The organism is Actinomyces sp. ICM47 (assembly GCF_905369875.1).
In the GTDB taxonomy this organism is placed as follows: domain Bacteria; phylum Actinomycetota; class Actinomycetes; order Actinomycetales; family Actinomycetaceae; genus Pauljensenia.
The window spans coordinates 1-13,575 of sequence record NZ_CAJPJE010000053.1; the positions used below are offsets into that span (position 1 = coordinate 1).

The window sequence follows — 13,575 nt, forward strand, 5'->3', positions numbered from 1 at the left end:
GTTTATCGCGACGGATCGGGTGTATCGCGACCTAACGGGTGCAACGGCTCTTGCGCGGAATCGGTGCGAGTGTGTCGAGGTCGTGTGGCGGCGTCCGATGCTGCCGGTTGTGGTGTGTCGGGAGGGAGTGTCCGCGGTTGGGCTTGTTGTGGGAGGCGGCGTTGCACCCGATCCGTAGGCATTACACCCCTTCTGATCGGGTGCACCGCGACGGATCGGGTGTATCGCTGCGTGATCGGGGCCTGTAGAACGCGGGTAGGGGATGTGGCTACCCGCCAGATCCGCGATGACGCTTGTTGTCGATGAGGCGCCACATCCCCAACGGAACCAGTATCGCCAGGCAAGGTGACTGTGCAGCGTGCTGGTCGTCCAGCCGCAGGTGTGATCGCCGGGGGAAGCAAGCCCGGCCATGTAGCACGCGAATTCCTGAGTGGAACCAATGCAATCGAACCGTGCGACCCCCGCCAGCTTCATGAGGCCGCGCATTCCTGGGAGCCCGCTGAGAGAATGCCAAACGATAGACAGGGACAGCGGCGTGCAACTGGTTTACGCTGAAAACAGCTACCAGAAAGGAGCCGCTGATGCCAGCAAAACCCCAGATCATTGCCGATCCTCAGACCAACCGTGGGACCGCCTTCACCCTCGATGAGCGCAAGCGCTTCGGGCTGATGGGTCGTCTTCCCGCAGCTGTCGAAACGCTTGAACAACAGGCCGCACGCGCCTACAAGCAGGTGTGTCGACTCGACGACGACCTCGACAAGTACATCTACCTCGAACAGCTGCACGACCGCAACGAGACGCTGTACTACAAGGTCATCATCGACCACATCGCCGAACTCCTACCCGTCATCTACGATCCGACGATCGGCGAGGCCATCAAGAAGTGGTCCGCAGACTACCGCCGCTCGCGCGCCACCTACCTGTCCGTCGATCGAGTCGAGGATGTGCGGCCCACGTTTGAAGGCCTCGGCCTCGGCCCCGATGACGTCGATCTCCTGGTCGTCTCCGATGCCGAACAGATCCTCGGCATCGGCGACTGGGGTGTGAACGGCACCGACATCTCCGTCGGCAAGCTCGCCGTCTACACAGCCGCAGCCGGTATTGACCCCTCGCGCGTCATCGCGGTCAACCTCGACGTCGGCACCGACAACGAGGAGCTGCTCAACGACCCCGATTACCTCGGCAACCGCCATGGTCGTGTGCGCGGAGAACGCTACGACGCCCTCGTCAATGAGTACTTGAGCGTCGCATCCGAGCTGTACCCGCGCGCACTCCTGCATTTCGAAGACTTCGGTGCTTCGAACGCGCGCCGCATCCTCGTCAACAACCGGGATAAGTACCGCATCTTCAATGACGACATGCAGGGCACCGGAGCGATCGTCATCTCCGCTGTCATTGCGGGCATGAAGACCAACGGCACGACCTTCGCGGACCAGCGTCTCCTTGTTTACGGCGCGGGCACTGCGGGAACCGGCATGGCCGATCAGATCCATGCGGGCATGGTGCGCGCTGGACTGACACCCGAGCAGGCGAAGGACCGCATCTGGCTGATCGACCGCGCCGGACTGGTGACCGATGACATGGAGGGGCTGCCCGATTACCAGGCGGCCTACGCGCGCAGCGCCTCTGAGGTCACCGACTGGGAGCGCAAGGACGGTGCGATCAGCCTGCTGGAGACCGTTCGCCGCGTCCGCCCGACGATCCTGATCGGAACGTCGACGGATCACGGCGCCTTCACGCAGGATGTCATCGAGTCTTTGAACGAGGGGTGCGAGCGACCCATCGTCCTGCCCTTGTCGAATCCGACGGAGAAAATCGAGGTCATGCCGCAGGACATCATCGCCTGGTCTAAGGGGCGCGCGCTGGTGGCCACGGGCATTCCGATCCTGCCCTTCGACTACGAGGGGACGACCTTCCACATCGGGCAGGGAAACAACTCGTTGCTGTACCCGGGCCTGGGGCTTGGAACGATCGTGTCCGGTGCCCCTCGCGTGACCGATGCGATGATTCTGGCCGCCGCCGAGGCCGTGGCCAGTCAGGTGACGTCGCACGAGCTGGGTGCGTCCCTCCTGCCGCCGGTGGACCACTTGCGTGCGTCGTCGGCGACTGTCGCGGTTGCCGTCGTCCGTCAGGCTATCGCAGATGGCCAGTGCGACATGGATCCGGGTGACGTCGTCGAGGCCGTTCGCCGCGCCATGTGGCAGCCGGTCTACCAGGACCTGGAGAGCTGAATTGTGAGAGCAAGGCCGCGCCGGTTGCCGAGGGGCAGCCGGCGCGGCTTCTTGCGAGACGAAACGTTTTCGCGGTTGGGCTTGTTGTGGGCGGCGGTGCACCCGATCCGTAGGCATTACACCCTTTCTGATCGGGTGCATCGCGACGTAACGGGTGCATCGCGACGTAACGGGTGTAGCGCCTCTCGTGCGGCCCTCGTGCTGCAGGCGTGGAGTGCGTCGGTGACAGACTCAGGCTGCGGCCGTGGGTGGGCGTGGAAGCCTCCAATGCTCACCACACCCGTGTGCGCGAGCCGGAGCTACGTGCGTCAACGGCGCAGCGGGGCTTCGCCGTAGGAAAACAAACAGGGGAGGGACCCAAGCCGTGTGGCTCGGGTCCCTCCTATTGCTGTACGAACGCGGCGCGATCATCGCGTGGGTGCTGTGATGACCGGCGTGCGCATCAGATGCGCAGCGTGGTCACTGACTGGCGGAATGCGCATAAACGCTGAGCGCTATCAGCGCCACGCACTAACGCCTCACGCCAAGGCCGTGCCACGCTACCGCGTCACTCTGCGTTCTTGCGGCGGCGGATGCGCTTGCGGGTGCGGGGCGCGCGCTCAGAACCAGCAACAGAACCGGAGCCAGCCGAACCAGCGGCACCAGCATCACCGGAACCCGAACGCTGCGAGTGTTCGCCGCGGCCACGGCCACGCGTGCCGCGGTCGGAACGACCGCCTTTGCCGGCGTTCAGCGTGCGATCACCGTCCTGGGAGCCGCGACGCGATCCGCGCGAACGCGACGCGTCCGAGGAAGAAGCCGAAGCACCACGTGACGAACGCCCACGGCCGCCACGCGAGCCACCACGCGAACCCGAACGCGACCCGGAACGCCCGCCACGGCCTCGTCCCTCGGAGCGGGGAGCGGAGCCGCCCAGATCTTCGAGGACCTCGGCGTCCAGGCCCGCGCGCGTACGCTTGGCGCGCGGCAGGCGACCGGTCGTGCCCTCCGGAATGTCCAGGTCGGTGAACAGGTGGGGGGAGGTGTGGTAGGTCTCGAGCGGATCCGGCACGCCCAGGCCCAGGGCCTTGGAGATGAGCGACCAGCGCGGTGTATCGTCCCAGTCGACGAAGGTGACGGCTGTACCGGAATGCCCCGCGCGGCCCGTGCGGCCGATGCGGTGGATGTAGATCTTCTCGTCTTCGGGGCACTGGTAGTTGATGACGTGCGTGACGTCGTCGACGTCGATGCCTCGCGCGGCGACGTCGGTGGCGACCAGGACGTCGACCTTGCCGTTACGGAAGGCGCGCAGAGCCTGCTCGCGGGCACCCTGGCCGAGATCGCCGTGCAGCGCGCCAACCGCGAAGCCGCGGGCGGTCAGGTCCTCGCCCAGACGGGCGGCGGTGCGCTTGGTGCGGCAGAAGATGACGGTGCGACCGCGGCCTTCGGCCTGGAGGATGCGGGAGATGACCTCGACCTTGTTCATGGCGTGAACGCGGTAGATGACCTGCTTGACCGTGTTGACGGTCTGGTTCTGGTCGTCGGGGTCCTGCGCGCGGATGTGGGTCGGATGGACCATGAAGCGGCGTGCGAGGGCCACGACGGGGCCGGGCATAGTCGCGGAGAACAGCATGGTGTGGCGGTTCTCGGGGACGCGGCCCAGCAGGGTTTCGACGTCAGGCAGGAAGCCCAGGTCGAGCATTTCATCGGCCTCGTCGAGGACGACGGTTTCGACGCCGGACAGGTGCAGGTGGCCCTTGCACAGCAGGTCGATGAGACGGCCGGGCGTGCCCACGACGATGTCGGCACCGCGCTGGAGGGCTTCGATCTGGGGTTCGAAGGCGACGCCGCCGTAGATTTCGACGATGCGGGTCGACAGGTACTTGGCGGCCTCGCGCAGGTCCTGGGCAACCTGCTTGGTGAGTTCGCGGGTCGGCAGGATGATGAGAGCCTGCGGTTGGTTCGGGTTGAGCAGGTCCTCGTAGCCCTCTTCGTCTGGCGCGATGACGTCCTCGAGGACGGGGATGCCGAAGCCAAGGGTTTTGCCGGTACCAGTCTTGGCCTGGCCGATGATGTCGTGGCGGTCCAGCGCGGGGCCGAGGGTCAGGGCCTGGATCGGGAAGGGGTGCGTGATGCCCTTGTCTTCGAGGGCGTCGACGATCGGGTCGGTGACGCCGAAGTCCGCGAAAGACTTCTTGTCGAGGTTGTCGCCGCCCTTGTCAGTAATGTCAGGGGTAGCCTCTTCGACCTCGGGGGCCGCGGGCTTGATGTTGCCCAGGCGGACGACGCCTGCGGAGTATTCGACGGACGAGGCCTGGGCGGGGGCCTGCGCGGAGGACACGGCCTGCGTGGCGGCGTCGTTGTCGGGGGTGGGCTCGAGGGCCTCGGTGTTTGTGGTGGTCACGATCTGCCTTGTCTCCCGGGCTTTTCCGGGGTTGGGGTCGGTGCCGATCGCGCAATGTCTAGCGCGGGGAAAGTCGTCCGCGCGAACGTGTGATGTGCAAAAAGAATGCGACCGGGCGTCCGGTGGTCGCTTTTCAGTGTAATCGTGTGAAGCGGGCGAGCGGGGGAGGTGCTGGTCACAGAGGGGGTGAGAACGTGTGGATTGTGTGGACAGTGGGAGCCAGGGCGCTTGTCAGGCACTATGCTGGACTCATGGCTCACGAATATGTTTCTGTCCCGGCCGACGACACTGATGTCCTTGGTATTCTCGCGTATTCTTCGCTCGCGTTTATGACGCGCCTGGCGAAGGACGGAGAGCAGGCCCCCACGTTTGAGGCACACGTGGAGCACGCGCGTATGGCTGCGCAGTGTTTTGCGCTGTATCAGCAGCTGGAGGTGTGGTGTGAGCACCGTGACTTTGATTTGCTGGAGGCCGCTAGTGCGTTTACGAGCGCGTATGACGATTTGGATGCGCGCACCCGTCCGACGACGTTTGCGGAGCGCGCGGTGAAGACCTTTATTACGCGCGGCATGCTCGGTGACATGCTGATTCGTGTTGCCCGTGTCCACGGCCTGTTTGAGGGTATCGAGGACGTCTGGCCATTCGAGCAGGGGCATTGGGTGCGCGCGCACCTGGGACCGCAGATTGAGGCGGACCCGCAGTTGGCGGATCGCCTGTCTCTGTGGGGTCGCCGCGTGGCGGGTGAGGCCCTCGGCCTCGTGCGGGCCACGCTGTTCACCTATCCGCAGCTGGCGATGACGCCGGACAATGTCGATGAGATCACGGAGTACGTGATCAAGCGTCACGGTGAACGTATGAAGGACATTCACCTGAAGGCCTGAGGCCGCAGGGTGTAGACGAGGCCGGGGAGCGCGAGCGGTTCAGTTCCGCAGTGCGTTCCCCGGCCTCGTTTGTCTGTGCGGGTCAGTGGATCGCGAAGCCGACGCGACGCTCTGTCTTGCTGGCGATCTGCACGTAGCCGAGGGCGTTGGCGGGAACGAGGGTGCGCTGGCCCTTGGTGTCGGTGAGGTCGAGGACGCCGTTGGGGGAGGTAAGGGCCTCGTGAACTTTGGCCATGAGCTCGCCTTCGGTCATGTCGACGTCGAGACCGAGCTGACGCGTGTTATCGCGAATGCCGATGAAGATCTCCATGTTGACTCCTTGCTGGTAAATGTCGTCACGCCCATCATATGTGCCGCAGATGTGGGTGGGGTCTGCCAGTATTGCGTCATGAGCGAAATCAAGGTCAGGTTGCGGCGTCGCCCGGAGGGTTGGTGGCGTCTTCCTGCGCTGAATGAGGCGCAACGCGCGGTTGTCGAGGGAGCGCAGCACTCGGATACGATTGCTCGCGGGGCGCCGTCGTCGGGGCGCAGTACGTGTGCGCTCGCGGTGTTCGAGCAGGCGGTTGCTCAGGGACATTCCGCGATGATTCTCGCTCCTGATCGTACGCGCGCTGACGTACTCACGCCGCGCGCGCAGGCGCTCGGCCCGTCGGTGGTGCGTCCGGTGCGCACGCCTGCGTCGTTTGCGTATCAGGTGGTGGCGACGTGGCGCACTCAGCGCGAGATCCCTCTGGAAGGCGTGGAGCTGGTGACGGGCGCGGCCCAGGATCAGCTGCTGGCAGAGCTGTTGCAGACCGTGGAGGCACCCTGGCCCGAGGATATCGGTGAGCAGATGCGCGCGATGCCGGCGTTTCGCGCGGAGCTGCGTAACCTGGTGGCGCGCGTGGGCGAGGCCGGGATGGACTCGGAGAAGCTGGCGCAGGCCGGAGCATGTTTCGGGCATCCCGAGTGGGAGGGGGCGGGTGCGATTGTTGCCGCCCTGGAGGAGGGACCCGAGCGATCCCCGGAGTATCCGCAGACGCTGCGCGTGGACCTCTCGCGCATCCAGTCCCTTGCTGCGGACTTGATTGGCGCGTGGGAGAGGGATGCTGAGGCGCATGGCGTGCAGGCTCCGTGCCCGGTGCCGGATGTCGTCATCGTGGATGACCTGCAGGATTGCACGCCCTCAACGCTGACGCTCCTGACTGCATGCCGGGACGCGGGTGCCCGCATCGTCGCGTTCTCGGATTCGGACGTGGCCGTGGCCGGGTATCGTGGGGGAGAGCCACACCTGGACCGCAGGCTCGCTAGCACCCTCGGTGTCGAGATCACTGAGTTGGGTCAGGTGTATGACATGTCCCGCGTCGTGCGTGACTTGGCTCGACAGGCCTGCTCGCGTATCGCGCAGTCGGGGTCGCCCGCGCGACGCGACGCGGACGTCGCCCACGATGCGCCCACGGGTGCTCTGGTGACGCACCTGGGTGCCACGCCCTCGCAGATGGGCGCACTCATCGCCCGCGCCCTGCGTGCCCGGCACCTGCATGACGGCATCGATTTTGCGGACCAGGTCGTCATCGTGCGCAGCTCCTCCATGGTTGCTGAAACCAGGCGCTACTTGGCGCGCGGCGGCGTTCCCCTGGCCGGCGGCGGGCGTGCTTTCGACTTCGCGTCGCAGTCCACGACGCGCCTTCTCTTGGACCTCGTGACTATTCCGACGGGGGAGAGTGACACGGACGTGGCCATTCGCCGGGAGCTGGCCGAGCGCCTCTTGCCGTCGGCTCTGGTTGGGGCGGACGCCCTGGCAGTTCACCGGCTGCTGCGCCGTCTGAATGCCGCGCGCGCCTTGGCCGCCGAGGAGGCGGGCGACGAGACCGCGGTTATCCCGCTGACGGTAGCCGACCTCGTCGATGATCCCGACACGTGGCGACCCACGCTCGAGAAGGGGGCCGAGGCCCCGGGGCGGCGCGGGTGGAACGACCGAGCCCTGGCGCGTGTGCTGACGAAGGCAGCGCGCATGTGGGAGTTGGCCCGCCAGCGCGACGCGCGCCCGCAGGAACGCTTGTGGGAATTGTGGGAGGCGTGCGGCGTCGCCGAGGACTGGCGCTCGCGGGCCATCCGATCGGACGAGGCCTCGGCGTGGTTTGACGATCAGCTTGACGCGGTCGTCGCCCTCCTGCGCGTCGCGGACGTGTGGGAGCAACGCAACCCCGCCGGATCCGCGCGTGATTTCGCCTCGGAGCTGTTGGCGGGGTCGGTTCCCATCGACACGATTTCGCGCGTGGGCGTGCGCCCCGGCGGCGTCGAGGTCCTCACACCCGCGCAGGCGATGGGGCGCCACTGGCAGGTCGTGGTTCTCGCGGGCCTGCAGGACGGAGCATGGCCGAACATGCGGCTGCGTGACCGGATTCTGCGCGCCGACCTGCTCGCAGACGTGGGTGCGGGCCGCACGGTCATCGGCGATGACGGGCGCGAAGAACTTATCGACTCTACGCGGGCCGCGCGCCGAGCCGTGCTGGACGACGAGTATCGTCTCTTCGTGGCTGCTGTGACGCGCTCGCGGTGCTATGTGCACGCGGGGGCTGTGCGCTCGGAGGATGCCGCGCCCTCCGTGTTCTTCGACCTGGTGGCGCGCCTGGCGGGCACGCCCCGAGAGAACGACGTGGTGCCGCTCGATGTTGTGGAAGCGCCCCTGTCCCTGCCTGGGCACATCGCGGATCTGCGTGCGCGTGCGGCCTCCTCCGATGACACGGTGGACGCCCAGCTTGCGGCGACGCTCCTGGCTCTCATGGCCCGTGAGGGCATCACGTTGGCGCAGCCGGAGCGCTGGCTGGGCGCGGGTGGTACACCTACGACCAACGAGGAGTATCAGGGCGACGTGAAACTCTCCCCATCCCAGTTTGAACGGGCGTTGGCCTGCCCTCTGCGTTGGTTCCTTACTACTATCGGCGCTGACGGGCCGTCGAATGCGGCGGCCAGCTTGGGAACCCTCGTTCACGCGCTGGCGGAGGAGAATCCACACGGCACACCGGAGGAACTGACCGAGGCGCTCGAGGCGCGTATCGAGGAGCTGGGCTACAACCTGGACACGTGGGCCGGACGGCACGCGGATCGTCGTGCGCACGCCATTGTTGACAATCTGGCTTCCTACCTGGTGGGCGTGCCCGGCCGGGTTGAGGTCGAACAGATGGTGGAGGCCCAGGTGGAGGGCGTGACGATTCGTGGCCGCATGGACCGCCTCGAGCACGTTGACGAGGGAGTGCGCGTCACGGACTTGAAGACGGGCAAGGGCGGGCATAGCGCGAAGACCGTCCCGGACAATCCTCAGCTGGCGGCCTATCAGATGGCCCTCCTCGCCTCGGGGGAGCAGGTGGCCGGGGCGCGCATCGCGCTGCTCGGTGGGGACAAACCGAAGACTTTCGATCAGAAGCCCCTGGAGGGGAAGACGCTGGAGGAGTGGCGGGGCAAGGTGCGCGAGGTCGCTGCCATTGCGCGCGGCCCTTACTTCGAGGCGACCCCCTCGGAGGATGCGTGCCGGTACTGTTCCTTTGACCGGCTGTGCCCGGCGCGTGAGCGCGGCCGCAAGGTGGTGGAGTGACGTGGGAAAGGACAACGCCATGAAGCTAAGCGCGATGCAGATCCAGGCAATCGTCGACGCGACGAAGACGCCGACGCCGGAGCAGGTACGCGTGGTCGAGGCCCCACGCCGCCCCCTCTTGGTCGTCGCGGGTGCCGGGTCGGGTAAGACCGAGACCATGTCGATGAGGGTGCTCTGGCTGTTGGCCAATCACCCGGACCTGACCCCGGCCTCGATCCTGGGCCTGACTTTTACCCGCAAGGCGGCGGGGGAGCTGGGCGACCGCCTGCGCGAGCGTATCCGTCTGCTGTCGCGTGAGATGCCGCAGATGCGCGAGCGTCTTGACGAAGACCCGGTGGCCCTGACCTATAACTCGTTCGCGGAGCGTATCGTGTCCGAGCACGGGATGAGGATCGGCATCGACCCCGATTTCGCCATGCTTTCCGAGGCGGGTGCGCTCGACCTGATGACGCAGATCGTCGAGGCGTGGCCCACCGACTTGGACGAGACTCTGAGTCCCGCGGGCGTGGTGGGCAAGATCCTGCACCTCGCCGGTGAGATCGCTGAGCACGGCTACACGGTCGAGACTGCGCGCGAGGCCTTGGAGGAGTTCGGCCGGGAGCTTGAGCAGGTGGGGCGGGGAAACGACGTGGCTCGCAATGTCATTGATGCGAACCGCCGCCGTCTCGCGTTCCTCGGTCCCATCGAGGCCTATCAGCAGCGCAAGCGCGACATGGGTGTTCTCGATTTTTCGGATCAGCTGGTCCTGGCGACGCGCATTGTGCGCGAGGCACCCGCTGTGCGCGCCGCGCTGCGCGACGAGTTCCGCGCGGTCCTCCTCGACGAGTTCCAGGACACGTCCGTCATCCAGATGGAGCTGCTCTCGACGCTGTTCGGCGATCACGCCGTTACTGCGGTGGGCGACCCGAATCAGGCGATTTACGGGTGGAGGGGGGCCTCGGCCTCGTCCCTGGAGACGTTCCTGGAGCGCTTCCAGACGGGGGTCGCTGAGGAGGACCAGACCCTCACCTTGTCCACCGCGTGGCGCAACGACGTGTCGATCCTGGATGCGGCGAATCGCGTGGCCGCGCCGCTGCGGGAGGTGGCTTCCTATCAGCAGGGTAAGGACGCGCTCAAGGCGCAGTCTCCTGTTCTGGTGCCTCGTCCGGGCGCGGGGCAGGGAACCGTCGAGATTGCATACACGCAGGCCTACGACCAGGCCCTGGCGGCGATGGTCGACTTCGTGCAGCGGGTGCGCTCGCAGCCGGTTAAGGACGGCAAGCGGCGCACGGTCGCAGTCCTGAGCAGGCGTCGCAAGGACTTTCCGCTGATCGACGCCGCCTTGCGGGAGGCGGGGATCCCCACGGAGATTGTCGGGCTGGGTGGCCTACTGGATCAGCCCGCTGTGCAGGATGTGCGCGCGGCCCTGGAGTTGGCGTACGACGTGGCGGCCTCCCCGTGGCTGGCGCGTCTCCTGGCGGGCATCGACCTGGGGGCCGCCGACCTGATGGCGCTGGGGGACTGGGCGCGCTTCCTGGCGCGTGCGGAGGGGCTGAATCCTCATCAGGCCGTGCTTCTCGATGCTGTGGATCGTCCGCCGACGCCCGGGTGGGCCGACGAAGGCCGCCCTGCGATCAGCGAGGAGGCGGTGCGCCGCGTGCGCCTGCTGGGAGAGCGCCTGCAGCAGGTCCGTGAGGGCGTGGGGCGCTCAATCACGGAGCAGGTCGAGCGTGCGATCCTCATCATGGGGACCCTGGATGACGTCATCGCGGATCCTCTATCGATGGGTGGGCGCGCCGCGCTGGACGAGTTCATCGCCGTGACTGCGGCCTACGAGAAGGAGACGCCCGGTGCGTCCCTTGGGTCTTTCCTGGCCTATCTGGATATGGCGGATAAGCGCGAGGATGGACTCGATGCGCCGCTGGGCGAGCCGGACCCCAAGGCCGTGCAGATCCTGACGATTCACGGCTCGAAGGGCCTGGAGTGGGACGGCGTCGTCGTCTTTGGCATGAGTGACGGCGTGTTCCCGTCGCATCGGAGCAAGACACGGTCGTGGCGGGATGAGCCGCCCAAGTCGACGGCTTGGGTGACGGATAACGGCGCGTTGCCTCACCCGTGGCGCGGGGATAAGGCCGATCTGCCTCCCTTCGAGTTCGATGTCGAGGGCGAGAAGAAGCCGTCGACCGCGTTTAAGAAGTGGTTGGATGGCGAATACGGTGCTTCCCTCGGCGAGCATGCGGAGCGTGAGGAGCGTCGCCTTGCGTACGTGGCGATGACGCGTGCGCGCAGCGCGCAGTTGCTCGTGGGTTCGTGGACCTCGCAGATGGACAAGAAGGTCAGGCATCCGTCGCGCTACCTTATGGAGGCCAGTGCCGAGTTGGTGGGTCAGGCGGAGACGGTCTCGGAGGATGTTGTTGAGCGGTTGGGCCAGGGGATCGCGTGGTCCTCAGGCTCTTGGCGTGACGTGGGGGTCGAGTCGGCCGACGGATCAGCTGTGTGCGTGCTTGCTCCCGCACCGTCGGAGGAGGAGCAGGCGAGCCTCGGCGGGGCGCAGACATCGGAGGCTTTCCCGCCCGCCCCCGGCCCGTCGCGTCAGCGCGTCGCGGATGCGGCAGCCTCTGTGCGCGCTCAGATGGGGGAGCTTGCGCAGGATCGGGACGTGTTCGAGGTCTTGGCGGAGCTGGGCGATGACCCCGCGGTGAGGGACACGGTTGCCCTCATTGAGGAGGATCGATTGGGGCGTCAGGTGCCGGTCGTGGACCTGTGGGCCGAGCGTGTGCCGGCGACGTCGGTGTCGGCGATGCTGCAGGATGCGGATGAGTTTGCGCGCGATATGCGCCGACCGATGCCGGTCAAGCCCAGCTCGTTTTCCGCCCTGGGCACGGTTTTTCATGCGTGGGCCGAGCGCGAGCTGCACGTCGCGGGAGCTGATCCTGTGTCCGAGGCCGTGGATCCTTCTGCGGTCGCGTCCAGCGAGGACGTCGCGTTGGCTGGCGGTGACGACGGGGCAGACGAGGCCCTGCTGACGGTGAAGGAACGCGAGCTGCTCGAGAGGCTGCGCGAAAACTTCCGCGCGTTCGTCGCGGGGGAACTGGCGGACTATCGGGCCGTCGCCATCGAAGAGGCCTTCTCCGTGGAGGTGGGTGGTGTGTCCGTGCAGGGACGCATCGACGCCGTCTTCGAACGCGTGAGCGGGGAGGGACAGCGCTTCCTGGTAGTCGACTGGAAGAGTGGTCAGCCGGTTACGCGTCAGACGAAGCCGGAGAAGCTGGCCTATTTTGCGACGCAGCTGCGCCTGTACCGGCGTGCATGGGCTGCCCGCATGGGCGTCGATCCCTCAGAGGTCGGCGCGATGGTCGCGTTCTTGGCGGGTCCGTCGCACTACACGCTGGAATCGCTTGAGCGGATGCTTGGCGGCGGCGCTCAGCCGCTGGACGAGGCCGTGAAGGGGGTGCTGGGGCAGTGAACTGATGCGGGTGTACTCTCGTCGAGTGCTTCTCGTAGAGTTGCCTGAGTCGTGTCCCGCATAGTGGTGTCACTGTTACAACCAGTATCCTGCAACCTGTGAGGACGAATTATCAAATTCCTTGTTATTGCGCGAAAAGATTGGCCTCGAAGGAGTAGCGCGATGCTCGGTAGATGTGGTCGCCGTACTCCACGATGCGTCCGGAGGGATCGTATGTCGTGCGCTGCGTCGTGAGCAGGGCGGCACCGCGATGCTCGGACAGGAGCTTGGCTTCCTTGGTGGTAGCGGTACGCGCCCCGATGACCTGCCGGGCTGAGGTGAGGATGACGCCTCGCTCGCGCATGAGGCCGTAGAGGGAGCCAGACTCGAGTTCCTGCATCGTGGGGGCAATGTCCGCTGGGATGAGGTTTCTGAGCACAGCGATCGGTTCGTTGTTCGTAAAGCGCGTGCGTTCGATGTGAACGATCAGCGTTCCTGCCTCGATCTTCAGCGCCTCGGCCTCGGCCTCCGTGGCGGGGTGCGCCTCGTAGCGCTGGATTGTCGTCTGTACCTTGTGGCCGGCCTCAACCAGGTCCTTCATGAGGGAGGTGAGTTCCATGGGGCGGTGAACCTGGCTCGGGGAGACGATCGTGCCGACGCCGCGGCGTCGTGTCAGGAGGCCGCGGTCGACGAGACGCTGCAGGGCCTGGCGCGCGGTTGGGCGTGAGACGTGCAAGCGAGCAGCCATCGATAGCTCGTCTTCGAGTCGAGTGTCTGCGGGCAACGCTCCGGTGTTGATGAGTTCAGCGATGGGTTCGGAGATCTGAAAGTACAACGGAACGGGAGAAGAGCGATCCAGCGTAATGTCCGGGATGTAAGGCGTGCTAGTGGCAGCCTTGGATGCGTTGGGCATAGGTGACCTTCAGTATGGCAGGACTTTGGCCTCGTGAAATAAATACAGTTACATGGTATCAGGATCCATGGGGAGCTGGAGTAGCGGCGCGTCGAGCTATATTGCATGGATAAAGTGAGGTGATTGTGTGTCGATCAGGCATCTGTGGTAGGTCAGGCTTGAGAGCTGC

General features: G+C 66.0%; 7 protein-coding genes. 4 read left to right on the forward strand and 3 right to left on the reverse strand.

Annotation, left to right across the window (positions count from 1 at the left end; genetic code table 11):
• Positions 1 to 581: 581 nt before the first annotated feature.
• Entirely contained in the window at positions 582 to 2,231 is a 1,650-nt protein-coding gene (locus QZ149_RS08950) for an NAD-dependent malic enzyme (protein ID WP_291451077.1), read from the forward strand.
• Positions 2,232 to 2,778: 547 nt separating this feature from the next.
• On the opposite strand, the gene QZ149_RS08955 is transcribed toward QZ149_RS08950, so the two are convergent.
• On the reverse strand, positions 2,779 to 4,614 hold the full coding sequence (locus tag QZ149_RS08955) for a DEAD/DEAH box helicase (RefSeq protein WP_291451081.1): 1,836 nt from the start codon (positions 4,612 to 4,614) through the stop codon (positions 2,779 to 2,781).
• A 251-nt stretch (positions 4,615 to 4,865) separates the two neighbouring features.
• Here QZ149_RS08955 and QZ149_RS08960 point away from each other — a divergent pair, with 251 nt between their 5' ends.
• Positions 4,866 to 5,495 (forward strand): ferritin-like fold-containing protein, encoded by a 630-nt coding sequence (locus QZ149_RS08960; protein WP_291451083.1) that lies wholly within the window; start codon positions 4,866 to 4,868, stop codon positions 5,493 to 5,495.
• An 82-nt stretch (positions 5,496 to 5,577) separates the two neighbouring features.
• Here QZ149_RS08960 and QZ149_RS08965 read toward each other — a convergent pair whose 3' ends face one another.
• Positions 5,578 to 5,805 carry a DUF3107 domain-containing protein gene (locus QZ149_RS08965; protein WP_291451084.1) on the reverse strand — a complete coding sequence of 76 codons (228 nt, stop codon included), beginning with the start codon at positions 5,803 to 5,805 and terminating at the stop codon, positions 5,578 to 5,580.
• A gap of 78 nt (positions 5,806 to 5,883) precedes the next feature.
• Here QZ149_RS08965 and QZ149_RS08970 point away from each other — a divergent pair, with 78 nt between their 5' ends.
• Positions 5,884 to 9,069 (forward strand): UrvD/REP family ATP-dependent DNA helicase, encoded by a 3,186-nt coding sequence (locus QZ149_RS08970; RefSeq protein ID WP_291451085.1) that lies wholly within the window; start codon positions 5,884 to 5,886, stop codon positions 9,067 to 9,069.
• Positions 9,070 to 9,088: 19 nt separating this feature from the next.
• Entirely contained in the window at positions 9,089 to 12,514 is a 3,426-nt protein-coding gene (locus QZ149_RS08975; RefSeq protein WP_291451088.1) for an ATP-dependent DNA helicase, read from the forward strand.
• A gap of 124 nt (positions 12,515 to 12,638) precedes the next feature.
• On the opposite strand, the gene QZ149_RS08980 is transcribed toward QZ149_RS08975, so the two are convergent.
• The gene (locus tag QZ149_RS08980) at positions 12,639 to 13,406 is read right to left on the reverse strand and encodes a GntR family transcriptional regulator (protein WP_291451086.1); all 768 of its coding nucleotides are present in this window, start codon (positions 13,404 to 13,406) and stop codon (positions 12,639 to 12,641) included.
• Between the last annotated feature and the right edge of the window lie 169 nt (positions 13,407 to 13,575).

Coding starts and splice junctions, on each gene's coding strand:
- QZ149_RS08980 (WP_291451086.1), bottom strand. CDS start 13,406: ATGCCCAACGCATCCAAGGCTGCCACTAGCACGCCTTACATCCCGGAC.
- QZ149_RS08950 (WP_291451077.1), top strand. CDS start 582: ATGCCAGCAAAACCCCAGATCATTGCCGATCCTCAGACCAACCGTGGG.
- QZ149_RS08960 (WP_291451083.1), top strand. CDS start 4,866: ATGGCTCACGAATATGTTTCTGTCCCGGCCGACGACACTGATGTCCTT.
- QZ149_RS08975 (WP_291451088.1), top strand. CDS start 9,089: ATGAAGCTAAGCGCGATGCAGATCCAGGCAATCGTCGACGCGACGAAG.
- QZ149_RS08970 (WP_291451085.1), top strand. CDS start 5,884: ATGAGCGAAATCAAGGTCAGGTTGCGGCGTCGCCCGGAGGGTTGGTGG.
- QZ149_RS08965 (WP_291451084.1), bottom strand. CDS start 5,805: ATGGAGATCTTCATCGGCATTCGCGATAACACGCGTCAGCTCGGTCTC.